Origin of the sequence: Pseudomonas sp. MWU16-30316, assembly GCF_020515645.1 — a bacterium.
GTDB classification, from domain to species: Bacteria; Pseudomonadota; Gammaproteobacteria; order Pseudomonadales; family Pseudomonadaceae; genus Aquipseudomonas; species Aquipseudomonas cerasi.
In genome coordinates this window covers 89,274-112,526 of sequence record NZ_JAIZAZ010000004.1, presented here as the reverse complement: position 1 = coordinate 112,526, position 23,253 = coordinate 89,274, and the positions used below count along the sequence as shown (strand labels likewise).

General features: G+C 59.3%; 21 protein-coding genes. 9 read left to right on the top strand and 12 right to left on the bottom strand.

Annotation, left to right across the window (positions count from 1 at the left end):
• Positions 1–27 precede the first annotated feature (27 nt).
• On the top strand, positions 28–801 hold the full coding sequence (locus LCH65_RS15195; protein WP_003432230.1) for a MetQ/NlpA family ABC transporter substrate-binding protein: 774 nt from the start codon (positions 28–30) through the stop codon (positions 799–801).
• A gap of 234 nt (positions 802–1,035) precedes the next feature.
• On the opposite strand, the gene LCH65_RS15190 is transcribed toward LCH65_RS15195, so the two are convergent.
• Both LCH65_RS15190 and LCH65_RS15185 read right to left on the bottom strand, forming a co-directional pair.
• Complete coding sequence (locus LCH65_RS15190; RefSeq protein WP_054081334.1) at positions 1,036–1,668, bottom strand: SCO family protein; 633 nt, start codon at positions 1,666–1,668, stop codon at positions 1,036–1,038.
• A 69-nt stretch (positions 1,669–1,737) separates the two neighbouring features.
• Complete coding sequence (locus LCH65_RS15185) at positions 1,738–2,232, bottom strand: cytochrome c oxidase assembly protein (protein WP_054081229.1); 495 nt, start codon at positions 2,230–2,232, stop codon at positions 1,738–1,740.
• 280 nt (positions 2,233–2,512) lie between these two features.
• Between LCH65_RS15185 and LCH65_RS15180 the strand changes: the two genes are divergently transcribed.
• Positions 2,513–3,163 carry a hypothetical protein gene (locus tag LCH65_RS15180; protein ID WP_003367366.1) on the top strand — a complete coding sequence of 217 codons (651 nt, stop codon included), beginning with the start codon at positions 2,513–2,515 and terminating at the stop codon, positions 3,161–3,163.
• Positions 3,164–3,282: 119 nt separating this feature from the next.
• Here LCH65_RS15180 and LCH65_RS15175 read toward each other — a convergent pair whose 3' ends face one another.
• The 5 genes from LCH65_RS15175 to LCH65_RS15155 form a co-directional block, all read right to left on the bottom strand.
• Entirely contained in the window at positions 3,283–4,815 is a 1,533-nt protein-coding gene (locus LCH65_RS15175; protein WP_003432242.1) for a SulP family inorganic anion transporter, read from the bottom strand.
• Between the two features lie 104 nt (positions 4,816–4,919).
• Positions 4,920–5,660, bottom strand: a complete 741-nt coding sequence (locus LCH65_RS15170) for a carbonic anhydrase (RefSeq protein WP_003432243.1) — start codon at positions 5,658–5,660, stop codon at positions 4,920–4,922.
• Positions 5,661–5,867: 207 nt separating this feature from the next.
• Positions 5,868–6,926, bottom strand: a complete 1,059-nt coding sequence (locus LCH65_RS15165) for a PA0069 family radical SAM protein (RefSeq protein WP_103736019.1) — start codon at positions 6,924–6,926, stop codon at positions 5,868–5,870.
• A gap of 120 nt (positions 6,927–7,046) precedes the next feature.
• Positions 7,047–7,715 carry an isoprenoid biosynthesis glyoxalase ElbB gene (elbB, locus tag LCH65_RS15160; protein WP_003432245.1) on the bottom strand — a complete coding sequence of 223 codons (669 nt, stop codon included), beginning with the start codon at positions 7,713–7,715 and terminating at the stop codon, positions 7,047–7,049.
• A 208-nt stretch (positions 7,716–7,923) separates the two neighbouring features.
• On the bottom strand, positions 7,924–8,586 hold the full coding sequence (locus tag LCH65_RS15155) for a DedA family protein (protein WP_003367362.1): 663 nt from the start codon (positions 8,584–8,586) through the stop codon (positions 7,924–7,926).
• A 231-nt stretch (positions 8,587–8,817) separates the two neighbouring features.
• On the opposite strand from LCH65_RS15155, the gene hemB reads away from it, so the two are divergent.
• Together hemB and ppk1 are read left to right on the top strand one after the other, a co-directional pair.
• Complete coding sequence (hemB, locus tag LCH65_RS15150; protein ID WP_003317357.1) at positions 8,818–9,828, top strand: porphobilinogen synthase; 1,011 nt, start codon at positions 8,818–8,820, stop codon at positions 9,826–9,828.
• Between the two features lie 16 nt (positions 9,829–9,844).
• The gene (gene ppk1, locus LCH65_RS15145) at positions 9,845–12,055 is read left to right on the top strand and encodes a polyphosphate kinase 1 (RefSeq protein WP_003432250.1); all 2,211 of its coding nucleotides are present in this window, start codon (positions 9,845–9,847) and stop codon (positions 12,053–12,055) included.
• Here ppk1 and ppx read toward each other — a convergent pair.
• From ppx to LCH65_RS15120, 5 genes are all read right to left on the bottom strand, one after another.
• Entirely contained in the window at positions 12,042–13,544 is a 1,503-nt protein-coding gene (gene ppx, locus LCH65_RS15140) for an exopolyphosphatase (RefSeq protein WP_003367359.1), read from the bottom strand. The two genes, ppk1 and ppx, sit on opposite strands and share 14 nt — an antisense overlap.
• A 1,378-nt stretch (positions 13,545–14,922) precedes the next feature.
• Positions 14,923–15,657 (bottom strand): amino acid ABC transporter ATP-binding protein, encoded by a 735-nt coding sequence (locus LCH65_RS15135; RefSeq protein WP_003432251.1) that lies wholly within the window; start codon positions 15,655–15,657, stop codon positions 14,923–14,925.
• Complete coding sequence (locus LCH65_RS15130) at positions 15,644–16,294, bottom strand: amino acid ABC transporter permease (RefSeq protein ID WP_032609283.1); 651 nt, start codon at positions 16,292–16,294, stop codon at positions 15,644–15,646. Before LCH65_RS15130 ends, LCH65_RS15135 begins: the two co-directional genes overlap by 14 nt.
• Positions 16,291–16,956, bottom strand: a complete 666-nt coding sequence (locus LCH65_RS15125; protein ID WP_003365831.1) for an amino acid ABC transporter permease — start codon at positions 16,954–16,956, stop codon at positions 16,291–16,293. Before LCH65_RS15125 ends, LCH65_RS15130 begins: the two co-directional genes overlap by 4 nt.
• Before the next feature lie 29 nt (positions 16,957–16,985).
• A complete protein-coding gene (locus LCH65_RS15120; protein ID WP_003432256.1) occupies positions 16,986–17,771 on the bottom strand; it encodes a transporter substrate-binding domain-containing protein in 786 nt (261 codons plus the stop codon).
• A gap of 250 nt (positions 17,772–18,021) precedes the next feature.
• On the opposite strand from LCH65_RS15120, the gene LCH65_RS15115 reads away from it, so the two are divergent.
• From LCH65_RS15115 to LCH65_RS15095, 5 genes are all read left to right on the top strand, one after another.
• Positions 18,022–18,726, top strand: a complete 705-nt coding sequence (locus tag LCH65_RS15115; protein WP_003365835.1) for a FadR/GntR family transcriptional regulator — start codon at positions 18,022–18,024, stop codon at positions 18,724–18,726.
• A gap of 121 nt (positions 18,727–18,847) precedes the next feature.
• Complete coding sequence (gene trxA / locus LCH65_RS15110; RefSeq protein ID WP_003365837.1) at positions 18,848–19,177, top strand: thioredoxin TrxA; 330 nt, start codon at positions 18,848–18,850, stop codon at positions 19,175–19,177.
• 231 nt (positions 19,178–19,408) lie between these two features.
• Positions 19,409–20,668, top strand: coding sequence for a transcription termination factor Rho (rho, locus tag LCH65_RS15105; protein WP_002551560.1), 1,260 nt, complete (start codon positions 19,409–19,411; stop codon positions 20,666–20,668).
• A gap of 127 nt (positions 20,669–20,795) precedes the next feature.
• Positions 20,796–22,262: a 4-hydroxy-3-polyprenylbenzoate decarboxylase gene (gene ubiD / locus LCH65_RS15100; protein ID WP_003317344.1), complete on the top strand. Its 1,467-nt coding sequence runs from the start codon at positions 20,796–20,798 to the stop codon at positions 22,260–22,262.
• Entirely contained in the window at positions 22,262–23,230 is a 969-nt protein-coding gene (locus LCH65_RS15095) for a CDP-6-deoxy-delta-3,4-glucoseen reductase (protein WP_003432257.1), read from the top strand. Before ubiD ends, LCH65_RS15095 begins: the two co-directional genes overlap by 1 nt.
• The last annotated feature ends 23 nt before the right edge of the window (positions 23,231–23,253 follow it).

Here is a 23,253-nt window from a genome sequence, read left to right as displayed (position 1 = left end):
CCTGTGCGGGCCCGAAGGAGTTGTTGCATGAAGAAACTATTGGCCATATTCGCCGCTGTCACCGCCTTGTCCGCGCAAGCCAACGAAACCCTGACCGTCGCGGCCTCTGCCGTGCCGCACGCCGAGATCCTCGAGTTCGTCAAACCGACCCTGGCCAAAGAAGGCGTGGATTTGAACATCAAGGTGTTCAATGACTACATTCAGCCTAACGTGCAGGTGTCGCAGAACCGTATGGACGCGAATTTCTTCCAGCACCAGCCGTATCTGGATGAGTTCAACAAGGGCAAAGGCACTGATCTGGTGGCCGTGGCCAAGGTGCACATCGAGCCTTTCGGCGCTTACTCCGACAAGTTCAAGACGCTGGCAGAGCTGCCCAACGGCGCCAATGTCGCCCTGCCCAATGACGCCACCAACGAAGGCCGCGCCTTGCTGCTGCTGGCCAAGGCAGGTCTGATCACCCTGAAAGAGCCGGGCAACATCCTGTCCAAGCCTTCGGATGTCGTGAATAACCCGAAAGACCTGAAGTTCCGTGAGCTGGAAGCGGCCACGCTGCCTCGCGTCCTGACTCAGGTCGATCTGGCGCTGATCAACACCAACTACGCCCTGAGTGCCAAGCTCGACCCGACCAAGGACGCGCTGATCATCGAAGGTGCCGATTCGCCCTACGCGAACATTCTGGTGGCCCGCCCGGACAACAAGGACTCGGACGCGATGAAGAAGCTGGTAGCCGCCTTGCAGAGCCCGGAAGTGAAAACATTCCTGACCGAGAAGTACAAAGGCGCTGTGGTTCCGGCGTTCTGATCCGATTGTACCTTGCGGTTCTCGCGCCAGTGCTCTGCGTCCCTTGTGACGCAGAGCGTCGGGAACACCTTATCGCTCCCACGCTCTGCGCTCATAGTTATACAGGCGCGTCGTGGGAGCGAGCTTGCTCACGAAGAGGCCGGTAAAGCCTCCAGAAAATAGAGCGTTTGGACCAAGTCGTCGTGAGCAATGCGGATCGCCGCCCCGGTCACTCCCGCAGGAATCTCACAGGCCCTAATCCCTTTCCAGCAGCCCCGGCAATTGCTTCACCAGCTTCTGATTGTTCAGCGGTGCGCGGATAAAGCCTCGTTGCGTACCATCCGGGCCGATCAAAGCCAGATTACCGCTGTGGTCGACGAAGTAGTTCGCTTTGCTGGTGTCTGCGGGAATGAACGGAATGCTCACGGCATTGGCCAGTGTCTGGATATCAGCGACAGGTGCCGTCAGGCCGATGTACTGCGGGTCGAAGTAGCCCAGGTATTGCTTGAGCTGCTGCGGCGTGTCGCGGTTCGGGTCGACGCTGACCAGTACCACCCGCATGCGCTTGACTGTCTCTTCGGGCAGCTCGGTCCTGATCTGCTTGATCTGCGCCAGGGTCGTGGGGCAGATGTCCGGGCAGAAGGTGTAGCCGAAGAACATCAACGTCCATTGGTCTTTCAAGCCATCAAGCGCTACAGCCGCGCCGTTCTGGTCGGTCATGCTCAGGGCCGGTAACTGGCGGCTTTTGGGGAGCAGCACAATACCGGCGTCGTTGAGCGCCGCCTGGTCCTGTGGGTTGCGGCCAGTCAGCACCTGGCTGAGGATCAGGCCCAGAAGCAGGGCGACAATGGCAGCAACAATGAAAACGGTTTTCTGAGTACGGGTCATGGTGTCGGCGCGGGTAGTGATCGGCATGCGGCCGGGGATGATGGCCTATATCGCGCACCGAGCCTAGATCTAGGGCGTGGTGACATCGAACAGCGTATAGGCCAGCGTCAGACGTTTTACATCCTCGGGTATGTCACGGTCGACGATGAAGCGCACCGGCATCTCGATGCGCTCGCCCGGCTGTAATGTCTGTTGGGTGAAGCAGAAGCATTCGGTCTTGTGAAACCACGCTGCGGCCTTTCCGGGCGAAATACCCGGTACGGCCTGGGCTTTCATCGGTCTGTCGGTCGGGTTCTGCGCGATGAAGATCATCTCGTTGAGCGCTCCGGGATGGACCTGCATCTGGCGCGACTGCGGGTAGAACGCCCAGGTCATCCCAGCCGCATTGCCGGCAGTGAACAGCACATCGATCTGGCGTGAAGCGTCCTGACCCGCTACGCCATTGTCGTTGTGTCCGGTCAGCACGCCGTAAAGCGACGGCAATGCCAATCCGCACATCAATATGATCACTATTAAACACGTCAAACGCAGAACGAGCTGTTTGGACAAAAGAGGCTGGCTCATGCGTGGCTCACTTTTTATGTCTGACAGCGTGTCGAAAGAGCTGCGGGCGACTTCAGAGTAGCCTGCTTATTCAAAACGCGAACTGCAGCGCACCCTCATCGCCGGGGGAAGGCAGTCGTTTTCGGTCAAAAATTGAGCAAAATATACCCTGATAGCGCAAATGTATCTAAATGTGAGTTGCATATAGCAAAACCGTCTTAGGCATTTAGTTAAGCAAGCTAACGTATGACTCTCCATCAACGAACCATGGGGTCTGACGCCTCAAGGAGTCCCAGCAGCCATGAACACCGCCGCATTGCGCGAGCAGATACAACTAGCCCATCAACATGAGGCCCGGACCGGCCACTTGCTGCAACAGTTGGAACAAAAGCTCCCACATCTTCATCCCGCCATCCACCTGCCGGAAGTCGACGCGAAAGACGTACTCACGCGTTTTGTCACGGCCTACATCGATCTGGTCCCCGATCTGCTGGACGCTGCCCATGAGGTCGCGCTGCACGCCGGGATCGAAGGGCAGATAAAGCCGGTGTTGAAAATCGCCGAGCATTTTTTCGCGGCCCCGCCTTCCATCATGGATGGGCATGAAGGCCTGGAAAGCCTGTTGGACGAGGCTTATCTGGCGCATCGGCTGGTCGAGGAAGTGAATGACCTGTACATCAAGCATTTCGGTCAGCCGCTGATACCGTCAAATACCACGGTTGCCAGCGTGATTGCCCACCAGTTGATCGGCGAGCAATTTGCCAACCAGCTGGACGAAGCGGTTCACCATGCTGTCGATGAGCTGCTTGATGAGGAGAGTTTCGCGCTGGACTCGGTCGAGGCCTACCGCGAGAAGCTGATCAGCCCTGAAACGGGTGCGGCCTGGCAGCGCTGGCCAAGCCTGTCACGGCAATTGGGCGTCGGCCTGGAGCTGGAGCGCTCCGCGGTCTGATTCAGAGGCCCGAATCACTGTCTTCGCCCGCAATGGAAGGAGCCGGATATCGCTCCGCTGCTACGCGAAGACCCATCCGGCTCACATGTCCCAGAGCTGTGATCACAGGGTAGCGACTGTCAGGCGGCGCCCGAGCCGATCCCCGTTGTCGTGTAGATCCGCCCTTCAAGACGACGCTTCAAGCCACGCGATTCGATAAGCAACCGGGTGCCATGAGCGGCATTGGAACGACCCCATTCTTCCAGCAGTTCCAGACACGAATGGTCGATGTAGGACAAATTGCCCAATGGCACATGCACCGTGCTGCCCTGCGGAATAGTGCCCAGTGCCTGAGTCAGCGCCGGCACCTTGAGGAACGTTGCGGCACCGACCAGACGCAGCTCGAATTCCTTCTCGCCCGCCAGTTCGACCACATTGATCTTCAGGCGCGATGCCTTGAACGCCAGCTTCACCAGGGTCAGACCGAAACCGACCAGTACACCGGTCAGCAGGTCGGTGAAGATGATCGCCACGGCAGTCGCCGCATAGGTAAACATCGGCATCCGGCCATAGCGACCCAGACCACGAAACGCTTTCAGGTCGACCAGCTTCAGACCGGTATAAACCAGCACGCCAGCCAGACTCGCGACCGGAATGCTCTGCAGTACGCTCGACAGCAGCAACACGAACGCCAGCAGCCACAGGCCGTGGAAGATCGTCGAGAAGCGCGTGGTGGCACCGGCCTGGACATTGGCCGAGCTGCGCACGATAACGCCGGTCATCGGCAACGCACCGAGCACGCCGCAGAGCATGTTGCCCACGCCTTGAGCGCTGAGTTCCTTGTCGAAGTCCGAACGCTGGCCACTGTGCATGCGGTCAACTGCCGAGGCAGAAAGCAGCGTTTCGGCACTGGCAATGAACGCCACAACGATAGCGGCAACCAGAATGGCCGGGTCGGCCAGGTTCATCAGGTCGGCCGGGCGAAGCCAGTCGATGGCGTCGGCCAGGTTGTCAGGCACTTCGACACGCTTGACCTGCAAGGCCATGAACAGGCTGATGCCGGTGGCGATACCCACGCCCAGCAGCGCGCCGGGTACGAAGCGCAAAGACTGCGGACGAAGTTTTTCCCAGCCCCACATGATCAGCATGGTGCCCAGACCGAGCATACCGGCCTGCATGCCGGTGCCTGGTCCGAAGGCCTGGATCAGTGTGGAAGGGAAGGCGATCAGATTGTCCAGCCCGGAAGGTTTGGGACCGCTGTCGAACATCACGTGTGCCTGTGACAGTACGATCAACACGCCGATACCGGCGAGCATGCCATAGACCACCGCAGGCGCCGTGACCCGGAACCAGCAGCCAAGCTTGAATCGACCTGCCAGCAGCTGAAGTAACCCGGCGAGTACCAGAATAGGACCCAGCATGGCCATGCCGTGCTCGCGTACCACTTCAAAAACCAGTACTGCCAGACCGGCTGCGGGTCCGCTGACCTGCAACGGAGAACCGGCTATCCAGCCGACTATAAGCCCGCCCACGATGCCGGTGATCAGACCTTTGGCCGGAGGCATGCCGGATGCGATGGCAATCCCCATGCACAGCGGCAGGGCGACCAGGAACACGACCACGGAAGCGAGCAGCTCCCGTGGTAAAGCGGTTTTCAATGCTGTAATACCCATGACGCTTCTCCGGAATTCTTCAGACGAGGCAAGACGGGCGACGCGCATCCTGCGCAGCCGCCATCAGCTGATAAAGAAGGGCTTGCCGTCAGTCGGACTGGTGATCAGTCGGCTGAAAAGCGTGCTTTCGGTGAAGCCATCGGCGTCGGTCCCGAACCGTCGAGCGGTATGAAACGATCGAGCTCGGCGTCATAAGCCAGGATTTCGCTGGTTTCGATGCTGTAGACCCAGCCGTGAATGAACAATTGGCCGCTGGCCATTTTTGCTGCGACCGAAGGGTGGGTGCGCAGGTGTTGCAACTGGGAAATCACGTTTTCCTGAGTCAGGACCTGCATGGTTTCCAGTTCGCCGCTGCAGCTGCAGTTCTGCTCGACTACCGTGCGGGCAACCTCGGCATGACGCAACCAGGCTTTTACCGTAGGCATCTTGTCCAGGCTGTCAGGGTTGAGCACTGCGCGCATGGCGCCGCAGTCAGAGTGTCCGCAAACGATGATGTGCTGCACGCCCAGTGCAACCACTGCGTATTCCAGAGCGGTGGACACGCCGCCGTTCATCTGGCCATACGGCGGGACGACGTTGCCGACGTTACGCGTGACGAACAGGTCGCCAGGCGAACTTTGGGTGATCAATTCGGGCACGATGCGCGAGTCGGCGCAGGTGATGAACATGGCCCGTGGCGATTGGGCAGTCGCCAGCTTCTTGAACAGCTCTTCCTGCTGGGGGAAGACCTCGTTACGGAAATGTACAAAGCCATCGACGATATGTTTCAACGCTACGTCGGCGCTGTCTGAATGGCTTGATGTGCTGGACGACGTAGCCGAATGCTGTTTACCGATGTCTGTCATGTCTTCATCCTCTCTGACGAATTGATGTGGATTCTTCATGCCTGTTTGACCAGAGCCGGATGTGATCCCTCTCTAAAGGGCATCACGAACAAATCCCTTGAGCGCTATCGCTGATGACACTCCGAGTAACAGACTAATCGCCGAAGCTTAAACGAAACTGAATGCGATGGCTCTGGGACGCGGGTTTGCACGATAGTACCAAGTTCGTCACAGCAGCGACATTTGTCCTCCCGGCGGACAAAACGCATCGCAATCGAGTGCAAATCCACCACGTTTGTTCAATCCGAGTCGTTTGATTGCCAAGGCATAGCGTTGAGCCAGCAGGTCGGCAAACGGTCCTTCGCCACGCATTCGAGACCCAAATGTGCTGTCGTACACAGCTCCGCCGCGACTTTGACGAATCAGACTCATCACATGATCGGCGCGTTGCGGGTAATGTGTCTTCAGCCACTCGTCGAACAGCGGCGCGACTTCCAGCGGCAGGCGCAGCATGACGTAGCTGGCGCTCAGGGCGCCCGCAGCCTTCGCTTCGCTCAGCAGTGCCTCCAGCTCGCTGTCGTTGATCATCGGGATCATCGGCGCACACAGCACACCGACCGGGACACCCGCCTGACGCAATACCCGAATGGCCCGCAGGCGAGCCTTGGGCGCCGCTGCCCTGGGTTCGAGGATGCATTTGAGCTCGTCATCCAGCGTCGTCAGGCTGATGAAGACCGACACCAGCCGCAGCCTGGCCATTTCTGCCAGCAGATCCAGGTCGCGCAGGATCAGCGAGCCTTTGGTAATGATGCTGACCGGATGCCGATAGCGCAGCAACACCTCAAGCGTCGCCCGAGTGATGCGGTACTCCCGTTCGATCGGCTGGTAGGGGTCGGTGTTGGCCCCGAGGGTGATGGGCGCGCAGCGGTAGCCGGGTTTGGAGAGCTGTTGCTCGAGCAACGCCGCCGCGTTGGTCTTGGCGATCAGCTTGGTCTCGAAGTCCAGGCCGGGAGACATGTCCCAATAGGCGTGGCTGGGTCTGGCGAAACAATAGATGCAGCCGTGCTCGCAGCCCCGGTAAGGGTTGATCGACCTGTCAAAGGGGATATCCGGCGAGCTGTTGCGGGTGATGATGCTTTTGGCTGTTTCGCTGGTAACCTGGGTGCCTTTCGTGAGTGGCACTTCCTGATACCAGCCATCGTCTTCAGCCACTGATTGACTGGGTGCGAAACGGTTATGCGGATTGCTGGCAGTACCTCGGCCACGAACCGGATAGAGGCTGGACATCTGGCATTACTCATATACTGTTCATGCGTACAGTACAGCATAAAGCCCGGATGGATCACTAAGGTCGGCCTGCAAAACACCGCTCGCCTGACGGGCGGTGTTTTGCAGGCAGGGCGACGGTCAGGCATCGCCCTCGTGAGTCAGCTCCAGCACACGGTCAACCAGCTTATTGATGCCCGAGGCCGCCTCGCTGATGCTTTTGGCGACCATATAGGCAGGCGTGCTGACCAGTTTTCGCGCTTCGTCCTCGACGATGTCATCGACGGCGCATTCTGAATGACTGCCACCCATTTTGGTGATGGCCGCGGCGGTTTCAGGGTCGTTACCGATGGTGCAGGTCACGCCGGGACCATAGATCTTGGCCGCGAGTGCCGGGGTGATGCAGATCAGCCCGACCGGTTTGCCGGCTTCGGCAAACGCCTCGGCGAGCTCCAGCAACCCGGCTTCGACCTGGCAGGCATGGCCTTGCAGGGCAAGGTCGGAAAGATTCTTTGCCGAGCCGAAACCGCCCGGGATGATCAGGGCGTCAAAGTCTTCGGCATTCGCCTCGCGGATGTCCTTCACTTCGCCCCGTGCAATGCGCGCAGACTCGACCAGTACATTGCGCGACTCGGGCATTTCCTCACCGCTCAGGTGATTGATGACGTGATGCTGAGTGATGTCAGGCGCGAAGCACTGAACCTGCGCACCGCGCTGATCCAGGCGCAACAGGGTGAGAACGCTTTCGTGAATCTCGGCACCGTCGTAGACGCCACAGCCGGAGAGGATTACAGCCACTTTTTTCTGCATCGATTTCGGCTCCTTGTGCTTGAGCAACCTAAGGCTTCTTTTAATTTGTCTGTTCAGTTGATCGCTTTGCGGGCCGAGTGTTCAGTTGAGGGATTGCTGGCTGCGCACAAGGTGCATGGGGAGGGTGGTGGTCGCGAGGTCTGCAGCGTCTGTGCGCTGTCGCCGAGCGAGGCCTGTCAGCCTGCGCTCGGGAGAGGTACGGGGGAGTTTATTCGTCGGACTTTTTCGTCAGATCGACGGGCACGGTGACCGGCGTTTCCAGGTCGGAGGCCGCTGCCGATGCGCAGAAGCGGCTCTTTTCTGCACGCTCTTCACGGGCGATGCGGGCGTTCTTGATGCGTCTGCGTATCCACAGGGCCAGCCCCAGCAGTACCAGCGCGCCCAGCACCCAGAGTTCATATTTCTTGACGTTGCCCAGCAAGCCTTCGAGAACCGCGCCGAAGTGGTAAGCAGCCGAACCCAGCGCCGCAGCCCAGACAGCTGCGCCGATACCGTTCAGCAGAAGATAACGCCCGGGTGGATAACCTGACAGGCCGATGGCCACGGGCATGACCGTTCGCAGCCCGTACACGAAGCGGAAGCTCAATACCCAGATATCCGGGTGTTTGCGGACCAGCCGCAGGGCCTTGTCGCCCATGAGTTGCCAGCGAGGCTTGCGCGCCAGGAGCTTGCGGCCGTGCTTGCGCCCCATGAAATACCACAACTGGTCACCCGCATAACTGCCACAAAAGGCCACGAGGATGACGATGTTGAGGTCCATGTATCCGCGAAACGCCAGGAATCCGGCAAGAACCAGAATGGTCTCGCCTTCAAAAAAGGTGCCGAGGAACAGGGCAAAGTAGCCGAATTCGTTCAAGAAATTCTGGAGCATTGTCTGGATGCTGGCGAAATGAACGCGCAGCCTAACGCGCCCAAGGCAATCATGAAAGTGTCCATATGTGTCTCGACGTTAAAGATTCTTGCAACCACAATGGTCGTATCCCCTTGAAGGCCGTGACCGCGACGTGCAGTCGCAGGTCGAACCATGACTGTCACACATTGGTCATAATGGCGGCTTATAACTGTCGCGCTTGCCCGCGTAAGCGGGCTCAGGAGTCTCGCCGTGAGCTTTACCCCCGCCAACCGCCTGTTTCCTCTCACTCGTCTGCGCCGTAATCGCCGCGACGACTTTTCCCGTAGGCTGGTGCGTGAAAACGTTGTCACTGTCGACGATCTGATTCTTCCCGTATTTGTCCTCGATGGTGAAAACCGTCGTGAATCCATCGCCTCGATGCCTGGCGTCGAGCGCTTGAGTGTGGATCTGTTGCTCAAGGAAGCCGAACACTGGGTCGCGTTGGGTATCCCTGCGCTGGCGCTGTTCCCGGTGACACCGCCGGAAAAGAAATCCCTCGACGGTGCCGAAGCCTGGAACCCGGACGGCATCGCCCAGCGCGCGACCCGCGCCCTGCGTGACCGTTTCCCGGAGCTGGGCGTCATCACTGATGTGGCGCTGGACCCGTTCACCACCCATGGCCAGGACGGCATCCTCGACGAAGAGGGCTATGTTCAGAACGACATCACCGTCGACGCGCTGGTGAAGCAGGCGCTGTCGCACGCCGATGCCGGTGCTCAGGTGGTCGCGCCGTCGGACATGATGGACGGTCGCATTCAGGCCATCCGCGAGTCTCTGGAGCTGGCCGGGCATGTAAATGTCAGGATCATGGCCTATTCGGCCAAGTACGCCAGTGCCTACTACGGTCCGTTCCGTGACGCGGTGGGTTCTTCGCTGAATCTGGGCAAGGCCAACAAGGCCTCTTATCAGATGGACCCGGCCAACAGCAACGAGGCCCTGCACGAAGTGGCAGCCGACCTTGCCGAAGGCGCCGACATGGTCATGGTCAAGCCTGGCATGCCTTATCTGGACATTCTGTACAGGGTCAAGGATGAGTTCAAAGTGCCGACCTTTGTTTATCAGGTCAGCGGTGAATACGCGATGCACATGGCCGCAATCCAGAACGGTTGGCTGAGTGAAGGGGTGATTCTCGAATCCCTCACTGCCTTCAAACGCGCCGGTGCCGACGGCATCCTTACCTACTTTGCTGTCCGCGCCGCTCAACTGTTGAAGGGGCAATAGCCTCACAGGAACATTCATGAATACCGAAGCACTCATCGAAGCCGCTGTTCAAGTCGATGTCCCGGAGGCAACGCCCGTGGTCGAACCTGACATCGAAGTAATCCCGGCCATCGAGGCACCCGCCGCTGCGGTGCCCGCTATCGTCGCCCCGAACCTGGACGACAGCAGCCTGTATATCCACCGTGAACTGTCGCAACTGCAGTTCAATATCCGGGTTCTGGAACAGGCGCTCGATGAGTCCTACCCATTGCTGGAGCGGCTGAAGTTTCTGCTGATCTTCTCCAGCAACCTCGATGAGTTCTTCGAGATTCGTGTTGCGGGCCTGAAGAAACAGATCACCTTTGCCCGCGAACAGGCGGGCGCCGATGGTCTGCAGCCGCATCAGGCGCTGGCCAGGATCAGCGAACTGGTACACGGTCACGTGGATCGTCAGTACGCGATCCTCAACGACATTCTGCTGCCGGAACTGGAGAAACATCAGGTCCGCTTCATTCGCCGCCGTCACTGGACGGCCAAGCTCAAGGCCTGGGTACGACGCTATTTCCGCGACGAGATCGCGCCGATCATCACCCCGATCGGTCTCGATCCGACGCACCCGTTCCCGTTGCTGGTCAACAAGAGCCTGAACTTCATCGTCGAGCTTGAAGGTATCGATGCCTTCGGGCGCGACTCCGGTCTTGCGATCATTCCCGCGCCGCGTCTGCTGCCGCGTGTGATCAAAGTGCCGGAAGATGTCTGCGGGCCTGGCGACAACTTCGTGTTCCTGTCGTCGATGATCCACGCCCACGCTGACGATCTGTTTCAGGGTATGAAGGTCAAGGGCTGCTACCAGTTCCGCCTGACCCGAAACGCCGACCTGGCGCTGGACTCCGAAGATGTGGAAGACCTGGCGCGCGCACTGCGTGGCGAGTTGTTCTCGCGTCGCTATGGTGATGCGGTACGTCTGGAAGTGGCGGATACCTGCCCGAAACACCTGTCGGACTACCTGCTCAAGCAGTTCAACCTGAACGAGTCCGAGCTGTATCAGGTGAATGGTCCGGTCAACCTGACACGTCTGTTCAGCATCACCGGCCTGGACAGCCACCCCGAATTGCAATACCCGCCGTTCACGCCAGCCATTCCCAAGCTGCTGCAGAACAGCGAAAACGTTTTCAGCGTGGTCAGCAAACAGGACATCCTGTTGCTGCACCCTTTCGAGTCCTTCACGCCAGTGGTCGACCTGCTGCGCCAGGCGGCAAAAGACCCGCACGTGCTTGCGGTACGCCAGACGCTGTATCGCAGCGGCGCTAACTCGGAAATCGTCGATGCGCTGGTCGATGCCGCGCGTAACGGTAAGGAAGTCACTGCGGTGATCGAGCTGCGTGCGCGTTTCGACGAAGAGTCCAACCTGCAACTGGCCAGCCGTCTGCAGGCCGCCGGTGCAGTGGTGATCTACGGCGTGGTCGGCTTCAAGACCCACGCCAAGATGATGTTGATTCTGCGTCGCGAAGCGGGCGAGATCGTGCGTTATGCGCATCTCGGGACCGGCAACTACCACGCCGGTAACGCGCGTCTGTATACCGACTACAGCTTGCTGACCTCCGATGACGCGTTGTGCGAAGACGTCGGCAAACTGTTCAGCCAGTTGATCGGCATGGGCAAGACGCTGCGCATGAAGAAGCTGCTGCATGCGCCGTTCACGCTCAAGAAAGGCATGCTCGACATGATCGCCCGCGAGACGCAATTTGCGCTCGACGGCAAGCCTGCGCACATCATCGCCAAGTTCAACTCGCTGACCGATCCGAAGATCATCCGGGCGTTGTACAAGGCCAGCCAGTCCGGAGTACGCATCGATCTGGTGGTGCGCGGCATGTGCTGTCTGCGTCCGGGCATCGCCGGGGTTTCGCACAATATCCATGTGCGCTCGATCATCGGCCGCTTCCTGGAACACACGCGAGTGTTCTACTTCCTTAACGGCGGCGACGAGCAGATGTTCCTGTCGAGTGCCGACTGGATGGAGCGCAACCTCGACAAGCGCGTCGAGACCTGCTTCCCGGTGGAAGGCAAGAAGCTGATTCTGCGTGTGAAAAAGGAACTGGAAAGCTATCTGACCGACAACACCCACAGCTGGCTGTTGCAGCCGGACGGGCGTTACGTGCGCAGCACGCCGACCGGTAATCAGAACCCGCGAAGCGCCCAGGCGACCCTTTTGGAGCGCCTGAGCAACCCGGTCCTCAGCGTACGCTGAAGACGATGCCGACTCGGGTCAGCCACTCCGCTTCCAGGGCGAAGTCGGCCTGAGTCAGCTGGTTGTTGTCCAGCCAGCCTTTCGGGAATTCGGCGTCCAGATTCGGGCCGTCGGCACGCAACACCACACGTGGCATCTCTTGGGTGCCGCGAATGTGGTGAAACAGAATCGCAAAGCGCAACAGCACGCACAAGCGAATCAGCTTGATGCCTTCGTCGCCGAAATCGGCGAACTTGTCCTTGGGAATATTACGGCGATGACCGCGCACCAGCAGTGCGAGCATTTGCTGGTCTTCGCGTGAGAAACCGGCCAGGTCGGAGTGCTCGATCAGGTACGCGCCGTGCTTGTGGTAGTGATAGTGGGCGATGTCCAGGCCGATTTCGTGCACCTTGGCCGCCCAGCTCAGCAGTTCGGCGTAGCTCTCGTGCTGTAATTCCCAGCTCTCGGCGACTTGCTCCAGTGCATGCAGCGCCTTGGCTTCGACGCGTGCCGCCTGTTCCAGATCGACGTGATAACGCTCCATCAGCGAGCTGAGCGTACGCTCACGGACGTCTTCATGATGATGGCGGCCCATCAGGTCATACAGCACGCCTTCACGCAGGGCACCTTCGCAGTGATCCATGCGCTTGAGTTCGAGGGCGTCGAAGATGGCTTCGAGAATCGCCAGGCCTGCGGGGAAAATGGCGCGACGGTCGGGCTTGATGCCGTCGAAGTCGATCTTTTCCACATCACCCAGCTTGAACAGCTTGCGCTTGAGCCAGGCCAGCCCTTCGGCGTTGACCTCGCCAGCGCCGTAACCATTGGCCTTGAGCGCCAAGCCGATAGCACGAATGGTGCCTGACGAACCAATCGCTTCATCCCACTTGAGGCGATGCAGTGCGTGTTCGATGCTCATGATTTCCAGACGGGCAGCGGTGTAGGCCTGAGCATAACGGGCCGGTGTCACCTTGCCGTCGCGGAAGTAGCGCTGGGTAAAACTCACGCAGCCCATCTGCAGGCTTTCACGCAGCAGCGGCTCGAAGCGCTGGCCGATGATGAATTCGGTACTGCCGCCGCCGATGTCGGCGACCAGACGTTTGCCCGGGGTATCGGCCAGCGTGTGGGAGACGCCCAGATAAATGAGGCGCGCTTCCTCGCGGCCGGAAATCACTTCCACCGGGTGGCCGAGGATTTCTTCGGCGCGGTGAATGAAGTCGTTGCGGTTACGCGCCTCGCGCAGGGCATTGGTGCCCACGATGCGTACCGCACCGAGCGGCAGCCCGTTGATCAACTGGGCGAAACGTTTCAGGCAGTCGAGACCGCGTTGCATGGATTCTTCGGTCAGCTGGCGCTCTTCGTCGATGCCAGCGGCCAACTGCACCTTCTCGCCCAGGCGCTCAAGAATGCGAATCTCGCCCTGATTGGCTTTTGCCACAACCATATGAAAGCTGTTGGAGCCCAGGTCGATAGCGGCGATCAGTGAAAAATTCTTGGGTGTTGAGTGCGGCATGGTCAGGAAATCCGGTTCGATAACCGGACCATCGTGCCACGATCCATGCTTGCCGCCAACGCGAAGCTGTTCAGGCACCGGAAATACCCGGTATTACTCGCGCGCGTGGCGTATGGCTATCAATGCCATGTGACGCAGAGCTTCACCAAAATGCATTGCCACGCTAAAGCGTGCAGAACGAGAGGTATCCCTAAGACGCCATCGTGTCTATGCGCCGGGCTCAGCGTAATACACAGTCTTCGTGGGAGCGAGCTTGCTCGTGAAGAGGCCGGTGCAGCCCCTGAAAATATGGCGTTTGGACCAAAGTCTTCGTGAGCAAGCTCACTCCCACCAAGATTTCTGTCCAGCCCGATACAGCATGTAGCTGTGACGCGGAGCGTCACGAACTGCATTCCCACGCGGAGCGTGAGGAACGATAAGTGCCCGCAACATGCTCCGCGCTCAGCGTTACACACAAGTCTTCGTGGGAGCGAGCTTGCTCGCGAAGAGGCCGGTGCAGCCCCCGGAGATATGGTGTTTGGACCAACGCCTTCGTGAGCAAGCTCACTCCCACCAAGATTTCTGTCCAGTCCGATACAGCATGTAGCTGTGACGCGGAGCGTCACGAAATGCATTCCCACGCGGAGCGTGAGGAACGATGAGTGCCCGCAACATGCTCCGCGCTCAGCGTTACACACACGTTTTCGTGGGAGCGAGCTTGCTCGCGAAGAGGCCGGTGCAGCCCCTGAAAATATGGCGTTTGGACCAAAGTCTTCGTGAGCAAGCTCACTCCCACCAAGATATCTGTCCAGCCCGATACAGCATGTAGCTGTGACGCGGAGCGTCACGAAATGCATTCCCACGCGGAGCGTGAGGAACGATGAGTGCCCGCAACATGCTCCGCGCTCAGCGTTACACACAAGTTTTCGTGGGGGCGAGCTTGCTCGCGAAGAGGCCGGTGCAGCCCCTGAAAATATGGCGTTTGGACCAAAGTCTTCGTGAGCAAGCTCACTCCCACCAAGATTTCTGTCCAGCCCGATACAGCATGTAGCTGTGACGCGGAGCGTCACGAAATGCATTCCCACGCGGAGCGTGAGGAACGATAAGTGCCCGCAACATGCTCCGCGCTCAGCGTTACACACAAGTCTTCGTGGGAGCGAGCTTGCTCGCGAAGAGGCCGGTGCAGCCCCCGGAGATATGGTGTTTGGACCAACGCCTTCGTGAGCAAGCTCACTCCCACCAAGATTTCTGTCCAGTCCGATACAGCATGTAGCTGTGACGCGGAGCGTCACGAAATGCATTCCCACGCGGAGCGTGAGGAACGATAGGTGCGCGCAAGACCACTATCGATGCACCGCGTGCGCATGCCGTTCCGGACGCTCTGCTTCCAGGTCCAGCCTCAGGCGTGCTCCACTGTGCCGATGAAGTTCGCCAGTTCCGGGGTTTTCGGGTTGGCGAAGAGTTCTTTCGGATCGCCCACTTCGTGCACCTTGCCCTGGTGCATGAACACCAGCTTGTCACCCACTTCACGCGCGAAGCGCATTTCGTGGGTGACCATGATCAGGGTCATGCCATCGGCTGCCAACTGGCGCACCACGCTGAGCACTTCGTTGACCAGCTCCGGGTCCAGTGCCGAGGTGATTTCGTCGCACAGCAATACCTTGGGCGACATCGCCAGCGCTCGGGCAATCGCTACGCGTTGCTGTTGACCACCGGACAGGCGATCCGGGAAGGCGTCGAACTTCTCGCCCAGCCCGACGCGTTCGAGCATCTTCCTCGCCAGTTTGGCGGCCTCGGCCTTCGGTACTTTCTGCACGACCTGCGGCGCAAGCATGACGTTCTCACCCACGCTCAGGTGCGGGAACAGGTTGAACTGCTGGAACACCATGCCGACCTTCTGGCGCAGCGTGCGCAGGTCGGCGCGCGCGGCGTCCAGGTATTCGCCATCGACCTCGATCACACCATCGTTGATCGACTCCAGACCGTTGAGCGTGCGCAACAGGGTGCTTTTGCCCGAGCCGCTGCGACCGATGATCGCCACGACCTGGCCTTCTTCGACCGACAGATCGATGCCTTTGAGTACGTGATGATCGCCATAGTATTTATGCAGGGCGGAAATTCTAAGCAGAGGCATGCAGTCTCCTTTCCAGATGGCGCGCGCACAGCGACAAGGGGTAGCACAGGATGAAGTAGCCCAGAGCAACGAAGCCATAGACCATGAAAGGTTCGAACGTAGCGTTGGCCAGCATGCTGCCGGTCTTGGTCAGTTCGGTGAAACCGATGATCGACGTCACTGCAGTGCCTTTGACCACCTGCACGGAAAAGCCGACCGTCGGCGCGACCGCGATGCGCAACGCCTGCGGCAGAATCACGTAACGCATCTGCTCGAATGGGGTCAGCGCCAGGCTCGCGGATGCTTCCCACTGGCCCTTGGAAATCGATTCGACGCAGCCACGCCAGATTTCCGCAAGGTAGGCGCTGGTAAACAGCGTCAAGGCCAGTGCCGCCGCAGCCCAGGGCGAAATGTTCATGCCCATCAGGGCGACGCCGAAGAACACTAGAAACAACTGCATCAACAGCGGCGTGCCCTGAAACAGTTCTATATAGAGTTTCGCGGTCACGCGCGGGCCGGATTTCTCCGAGGTGCGCATGCCCATGATCAGCAAGCCGATCAGCCCGCCGCCGATGAAGGCCACCAGCGACAAGGCCACGGTCCATTGCAGGCCGATCAGCAGATTGCGCACGATGTCCCAGAGGGTGAAATCCATCAGCTGTTCCTCGAGATGTAGCGACGCCCGATCCAGGCCAGCAGTTGCCGGATCAGCAGCGCCATGGCCAGGTAGATCAGCGTGGTCACAATGTAGGTTTCGAACGAGCGGAAGTTGCGTGACTGAATGAAGTTGGCAAAGAAGCTCAGTTCTTCAGTGGCAATCTGCGAGCAGACCGACGAGCCCAGCATGACGATGATGATCTGGCTGCTCAGTGCCGGCCAGACCTTGCCCAACGCCGGAACCAGCACCACGTGGCGAAAGGCTTCGTAACGGTTCATTGCCAGCGCAGCCGACGCTTCAAGCTGACCCTTGGGAATCGCCTGGATACCCGCCCGCACGATTTCGGTCGAGTAGGCACCCAGGTTGATGACCATCGCCAGCACCGCTGCCTGCCATTCCGTGATCTGCACGCCCAGCGACGGCAGACCGAAGAAAATGAAGAACAGCTGGACCAGAAACGGTGTGTTGCGGATCAGCTCGACATAGATGGCAAAGATCGTCGCAAAAGGCTGAATCTTCCAGGCCCTCACGACGGCACCGACAATACCGAGACTGACGCCCAGCAGGGTGCCAATGGCCGTCAGTTCCAGCGTGAACAAAGCCCCGCGCAACAGCAGATCGATGCTCTGCAGGACCGGTGTAAAGTCGAAGTGATAAGCCATTGGTGAATCCTGTTACCGGAAAGCAGTGATCAGAGATCGGCAGGCAGCGGTTGCTTCAGCCATTTCTGGGAAGCATTTTCCAGCGAGCCGTCAGCCTTGGCGGCATTCAGAATCTCATCGACCTTGCCCAACAGTTCCGGCTGACCCTTGTTCACGCCGACATACACGGGCGAGTCCTTGAGTTTCACTTTCAGTGCCGGGATGCGCTTGGGATTGCGCTCGCTGATCGCGACCATCACCACGTTGCCGCTGGCAATCAGGTCGGTCTGACCGGCCAGATAGGCTGCGATGGTGGAGTTGTTGTCTTCGAAGCGCTTGATGACCGCGCCTTCCGGAGCCACTTTCGACAGCTCGATGTCTTCGATAGCACCACGGGTGACGCTGATGGTCTTGCCTTTCAGGTCAGCGATGTCCTTGACCGGCGAATCAGGTGGACCGAATACCGCCAGGTAGAACGGTGCGTAGGCGCGTGAGAAGTCGATGACTTTTTCGCGGTCCGGGTTCTTGCCCAGGCTGGATATCACCAGGTCGACCTTGCCGGTGGTCAGGAACGGAATGCGGTTGGTGCTGTTGACCGGGGTCAGCTCCAGCTTGACCTTCAGCTTGTCGGCCAGCAGTTGTGCGGTGTCGATGTCCAGGCCGCGCGGTTTCATGTCGGGGCCGACCGAGCCGAATGGCGGGAAGTCCTGCGGAACGGCCACCTTGAGGGTGCCGCGCGCTACAACGTCGTCCAGGCCGTTGGCGTGGGCGGGTGTCTGGCTCAGCATCAGACTGGCAAACAGTGCAGTAAGCAGGGCGCTGTAACGCTTGGTCATATGAAGTCTCCGGGCGAAACGAAAGGTGTTGGCCTGTCTCCAGTGCACAGCGCATGCCATTCGGTCATTACCTGCCATGAATCAAGGTTTGCAGCGCATTTATGGTCTTACTGGTCTGACCAGTTGGAGGAGGCCTCGCCCTGCTTTGGCGCGCTTTAAAGCCTTGCTGCCCCAGTGCTGGGCGTCGCTTGCCGAATGTTCGAGATGGCGATAAAAGGGATTTTTACTGGACTGACTGGCCTGAACAGTGATGCCGCACACTTCACTCGCAGTACCCGAATCAGCCCTCCGGGCCATTCGCAAATTGATCGCCGAGCAAGGGTACAAGCCCGGCGAGAGCCTGCCGTCGCAACGCGATCTGGCGGTTTTGCTGGGGGTCAGTCGGGCGTCCTTGCGTGAAGCCTTGTCATCGCTCAGCGCACTCGGAGTGGTCAGTGTCCAGCCCGGCAAAGGCGTCTTCGTGCAGTCGATTTCTGAACCAGAACAGCGCACAGGTGGTTTTTCCTGGCCTTATGAAGCTCAGGTTTCCCCGGCCGACACCTTTCAGTTGCGCTATGCACTGGAAGGTTTTGCTGCGGGAATGGCAGCGGTGACCCTGACCGCCGACGAGCGGGATGTGCTGGAGGACAACGTCGAAGCCATGCGCCTGGAGCTGCGTGCCGGTGACTTCGAGGCTGCGGCGCGGCTCGACTTCGAGTTTCATCGGCACATTCTGGTCGCCAGCGGCAATCAGGCGATGCTCGGGATCGTGACTGCCGGGGCTGACATCTTTCTGGAAAGCCAGAAGATGCCGTTCATCCGGGCGGCCAGGGTCATGGAAACCTGGCAGGAGCACCGCAAGATCCTTCGCGCGCTGGCCCGACATGCGTCAGGGCCTGCGCAAAAGGCCATGCAGGACCATATTCGTGGCGCGGCACTGCGCACCGGTATCGTGTTCGTTTCGCCCGCCAACTGAACGCCGGCCATAACTGCAGTCATGGCTCATCATAGTCAGACTCAATGAACCTTCGCTTCCTGAATCACCTGAGGCCCGCTATGATGAGCGTCGTTTTTAGCCTATGAACTCGGAGACTTCCATGAGTAGCGACCTTATCAAACACGTCACCGACGCCACCTTTGAAGCCGAAGTACTCAAGGCTCAGGGTCCTGTGCTTGTTGACTATTGGGCTGAATGGTGTGGCCCTTGCAAAATGATTGCCCCGGTTCTGGACGAAATCGCCAGCACCTACGAAGGCAAGCTGACTGTTGCCAAGTTGAACATCGATGAAAACCAGGACACTCCTGCCAAGCATGGTGTTCGCGGTATCCCTACGCTGATGCTGTTCAAGAACGGCAATGTTGAAGCGACCAAAGTCGGCGCCCTGTCGAAGTCGCAGCTGGCTGCGTTCCTCGACGCCAACATCTGAGGCGTTTCAAAGCCCCGCAAATCGCGGGGTTTTTTTCGGGTGTCGTACTAGACGCCTGGAAAATCAGGTGGTACATTCGGCCCCGCAACGGCTTCTCCGTTGCCCCCTGCTAGCCGTCGCCGACGCTCTCCTTTCGATTTAGTACGCGATCCTGTCGCCTTCTCTGCGGCGCGGCCTCATTAAGCCAAAAGCTTAATTTCCCCCTCCATACATGATTACGTCATTCCCCATATGAACCTGACTGAACTCAAGCAAAAGCCGATTACCGAATTGCTCGAAATGGCCGAACAGGCTGGCATTGAGAATATGGCCCGTTCGCGCAAGCAGGACGTCATTTTCTCCCTGCTCAAACGGCACGCCAAAAGTGGCGAGGAAATATCCGGTGATGGCGTGCTGGAGATTCTCCAGGACGGCTTCGGTTTCCTGCGCTCTGCAGACGCTTCCTACCTGGCCGGCCCGGATGACATCTATGTCTCCCCCAGCCAGATCCGCCGCTTCAACCTGCGTACCGGCGACACCATCGTTGGCAAGATCCGTCCACCCAAGGAAGGCGAGCGTTATTTCGCTCTGCTCAAGGTCGACACGATCAACTACGACCGTCCGGAAAACGCCAAGAACAAGATTCTGTTCGAAAACCTGACGCCGTTGTTCCCGACGATCCGCATGAAGATGGAAGCCGGTAACGGCTCCACCGAAGACCTGACCGGTCGTGTGATCGATCTGTGCGCACCGATCGGTAAAGGCCAGCGTGGTCTGATCGTTGCTCCGCCGAAGGCGGGCAAGACCATCATGCTGCAGAACATCGCGTCGAACATCACGCGTAACAACCCGGAAGTGCATCTGATCGTTCTGCTGATCGACGAGCGCCCGGAAGAAGTGACCGAGATGCAGCGCACCGTGCGCGGCGAAGTGGTTGCCTCGACATTCGACGAACCGCCAACCCGTCACGTACAGGTTGCCGAAATGGTGATCGAAAAGGCCAAGCGCCTGGTCGAGCACAAGAAAGACGTCGTTATCCTGCTCGACTCCATCACCCGTCTGGCTCGTGCCTACAACACCGTCATCCCGAGCTCCGGCAAGGTATTGACCGGTGGTGTTGACGCTCATGCACTCGAGAAGCCAAAGCGTTTCTTCGGTGCTGCGCGTAACATCGAAGAAGGCGGCTCGTTGACCATCATCGCCACCGCACTGGTTGAAACCGGTTCGAAGATGGATGAAGTGATCTACGAAGAGTTCAAGGGTACTGGCAACATGGAGCTGCCTCTGGATCGTAAGATCGCAGAGAAGCGTGTGTTCCCGGCCATCAACATCAACCGCTCCGGCACACGCCGTGAAGAGCTGTTGACCGCTGATGACGAGCTGCAGCGCATGTGGATTCTGCGCAAGCTGCTGCACCCGATGGACGAAGTCGCGGCTATCGAGTTCCTGATCGACAAGCTCAAGCAGACCAAGACCAACGACGAGTTCTTCCTGTCCATGAAACGCAAGTAACGGGCAGGCTGAAACAAAAAATGGTGCCCTTCGGGGCACCATTTTTTTTGCCTGCATGCCGCCGATTAGCTGCCTTGAAGGGCTGGAGCAGGTACGATGTGCGTCTATTGGATAAATGGCCGGGTTAATGAAATTCAAAGATCTTAGGGATTTCGTGCAGCAGCTTGAGCAGCGCGGAGAGTTGAAACGCATCCAGATGCCGATCTCGCCTGTGCTGGAAATGACTGAAATCTGTGACCGTACCTTGCGTGCCAAGGGCCCGGCCCTGCTGTTCGAAAAACCGGTTGGTTTTGATATCCCGGTGCTGGGCAACCTGTTCGGCACGCCAGAGCGCGTAGCCATGGGCATGGGCGCCGAAGCGGTCAGTGAGCTGCGTGAAATCGGCAAGCTGCTGGCGTTTCTCAAAGAGCCTGAGCCACCCAAGGGTTTGAAGGACGCCTGGTCCAAGCTGCCGATCTTCCGCAAGGTCATCGCCATGGCGCCAAAGGTCGTCAAGGATGCACCGTGCCAGGAGGTCGTCATCGAAGGCGATGACGTCGACCTCGGCATGTTGCCTGTACAGACCTGCTGGCCGGGTGATGTCGCGCCGCTGATCACCTGGGGCCTGACCGTCACCAAAGGCCCGAACAAGGAGCGCCAGAACCTCGGCATCTATCGCCAGCAGGTCATCGGTCGCAACAAGATCATCATGCGCTGGCTCAGCCATCGCGGTGGTGCGCTGGACTTCCGCGACTGGTGCGTCAAGCATCCTGGCGAGCCTTATCCGGTCGCCGTCGCTCTGGGCGCGGACCCGGCGACCATTCTTGGTGCGGTGACGCCGGTACCGGACAGCCTGTCCGAATATGCCTTTGCCGGGCTGCTGCGTGGCTCGCGCACCGAGCTGATCAAGTGCCGTGGCAGCAATCTGCAAGTCCCGGCCAGCGCCGAGATCGTGCTCGAAGGGGTGATTCATCCGGGCGAGATGGCCGACGAGGGGCCTTACGGCGATCACACCGGCTATTACAACGAAGTCGACAGCTTTCCGGTGCTGACCGTCGAGCGCATCACACACCGCATCAAGCCGATTTACCACAGCACCTACACCGGTCGTCCGCCTGATGAGCCGGCGATTCTGGGCGTCGCGCTGAACGAAGTGTTCGTGCCGATTCTGCAAAAGCAGTTCCCGGAAATCGTCGATTTCTACCTGCCGCCCGAGGGTTGCTCGTACCGCATGGCGGTGGTGACCATCAAGAAGCAGTATCCCGGCCATGCCAAGCGCGTGATGCTGGGCGTCTGGTCGTTCTTGCGCCAGTTCATGTACACCAAGTTCGTGATCGTCACCGACGACGATATCAATGCACGGGACTGGAATGACGTGATCTGGGCCATCACCACGCGCATGGACCCCAAGCGCGACACGGTCATGATCGACAACACGCCCATCGATTACCTCGATTTCGCCTCGCCGGTGTCCGGCCTGGGATCGAAAATGGGGTTGGATGCCACGAACAAATGGCCAGGTGAGACCAGTCGCGAGTGGGGCAGGGCGATCGTCAAGGACGAAGCCACCACACGCCGGGTGGATGAAATCTGGACTCAGTTGGGAATAGATTGATGCGCGTAACCTTGCAGCCATCAGGTGCGGTGCTGGAAACCCTGCCGGGCGAGCGGATACTCGATGCTGCACAGCGTCTGGGTTACGAGTGCCCGCAGAGTTGTCGCAATGGCAACTGCCATGTCTGTTCGGCTCTGCTGGTCGAGGGCCGTGTGATGCAGTCGGGGCAGACGCTCGATCACGGCGAAATTCACACCTGTGTGGCCGAGCCGCTGACTGAGTGTGTGGTGCTGTGGGATGGCGTGCTGGCCAAGGGTGAACTGCCGGTGCGCAGCTTTGCCTGCCAGTTGAGCGAATGTGTCGAGGTGGGTGGTGATGTCTGGCGGGTCGGCCTGCGCGCGCCGGCTGGCAAGCCACCGCGTTATCACGCCGGGCAGTACCTGATGATCGAGCGCGAGAACGGCGAGAAGTCGGCGTTTTCCATCGCATCGGCGCCGCACAGCGGTCGCGACCTGGAGCTGCACGTGCTGGCTCGTGAAGACAGTGCGCGCAGTCTGATCGAGCAGCTGCAACGCAACCGCATGGCACGGGTCGAGCTGCCCTTTGGCGACACCCACCTTGCAGAGCTGCCGGACGGGCCGCTGGTGCTGATCGCGGCCGGTACGGGCATGGCGCAAATGAACAGTTTGTTGGAACACTGTCGCTCCACAGGCTTCAGTCATCCCGTGCACCTTTACTGGGGCGTGCGTCGTCCCGAAGATTTCTACCAGGTCAGCCATTGGGATGAGTGGGCGAAACTGCCGAACCTGTTCCTGCACAAGGTTGTCAGCGACCTGTGCGGCTGGGAGGGGCGTTGCGGTCTGCTGCACGAGGCGGTTTGCGAGGACATCAAGGACCTGTCGGCCGTCCACGTCTACGCCAGCGGCTCTCCAGCGATGATCTACGGAACGCTGGACGCTCTGGTCGACGCCGGAATGGATGCCCATCAGATGCGCGCAGACGTATTCGCCTACGCACCGCGTCCGTAATGCCGGACTGACGGCTGCATGAG

Coding starts and splice junctions, on each gene's coding strand:
- LCH65_RS15125 (WP_003365831.1), bottom strand. CDS start 16,956: ATGGCTTATCACTTCGACTTTACACCGGTCCTGCAGAGCATCGATCTG.
- LCH65_RS15115 (WP_003365835.1), top strand. CDS start 18,022: ATGCCGCACACTTCACTCGCAGTACCCGAATCAGCCCTCCGGGCCATT.
- LCH65_RS15195 (WP_003432230.1), top strand. CDS start 28: ATGAAGAAACTATTGGCCATATTCGCCGCTGTCACCGCCTTGTCCGCG.
- LCH65_RS15190 (WP_054081334.1), bottom strand. CDS start 1,668: ATGACCCGTACTCAGAAAACCGTTTTCATTGTTGCTGCCATTGTCGCC.
- LCH65_RS15180 (WP_003367366.1), top strand. CDS start 2,513: ATGAACACCGCCGCATTGCGCGAGCAGATACAACTAGCCCATCAACAT.
- LCH65_RS15165 (WP_103736019.1), bottom strand. CDS start 6,926: ATGTCCAGCCTCTATCCGGTTCGTGGCCGAGGTACTGCCAGCAATCCG.
- LCH65_RS15095 (WP_003432257.1), top strand. CDS start 22,262: ATGCGCGTAACCTTGCAGCCATCAGGTGCGGTGCTGGAAACCCTGCCG.
- rho (WP_002551560.1), top strand. CDS start 19,409: ATGAACCTGACTGAACTCAAGCAAAAGCCGATTACCGAATTGCTCGAA.
- LCH65_RS15170 (WP_003432243.1), bottom strand. CDS start 5,660: ATGACAGACATCGGTAAACAGCATTCGGCTACGTCGTCCAGCACATCA.
- LCH65_RS15185 (WP_054081229.1), bottom strand. CDS start 2,232: ATGAGCCAGCCTCTTTTGTCCAAACAGCTCGTTCTGCGTTTGACGTGT.
- LCH65_RS15155 (WP_003367362.1), bottom strand. CDS start 8,586: ATGCTCCAGAATTTCTTGAACGAATTCGGCTACTTTGCCCTGTTCCTC.
- LCH65_RS15135 (WP_003432251.1), bottom strand. CDS start 15,657: ATGCCTCTGCTTAGAATTTCCGCCCTGCATAAATACTATGGCGATCAT.
- LCH65_RS15120 (WP_003432256.1), bottom strand. CDS start 17,771: ATGACCAAGCGTTACAGCGCCCTGCTTACTGCACTGTTTGCCAGTCTG.
- ppx (WP_003367359.1), bottom strand. CDS start 13,544: ATGCCGCACTCAACACCCAAGAATTTTTCACTGATCGCCGCTATCGAC.
- ppk1 (WP_003432250.1), top strand. CDS start 9,845: ATGAATACCGAAGCACTCATCGAAGCCGCTGTTCAAGTCGATGTCCCG.
- trxA (WP_003365837.1), top strand. CDS start 18,848: ATGAGTAGCGACCTTATCAAACACGTCACCGACGCCACCTTTGAAGCC.
- elbB (WP_003432245.1), bottom strand. CDS start 7,715: ATGCAGAAAAAAGTGGCTGTAATCCTCTCCGGCTGTGGCGTCTACGAC.
- ubiD (WP_003317344.1), top strand. CDS start 20,796: ATGAAATTCAAAGATCTTAGGGATTTCGTGCAGCAGCTTGAGCAGCGC.
- LCH65_RS15175 (WP_003432242.1), bottom strand. CDS start 4,815: ATGGGTATTACAGCATTGAAAACCGCTTTACCACGGGAGCTGCTCGCT.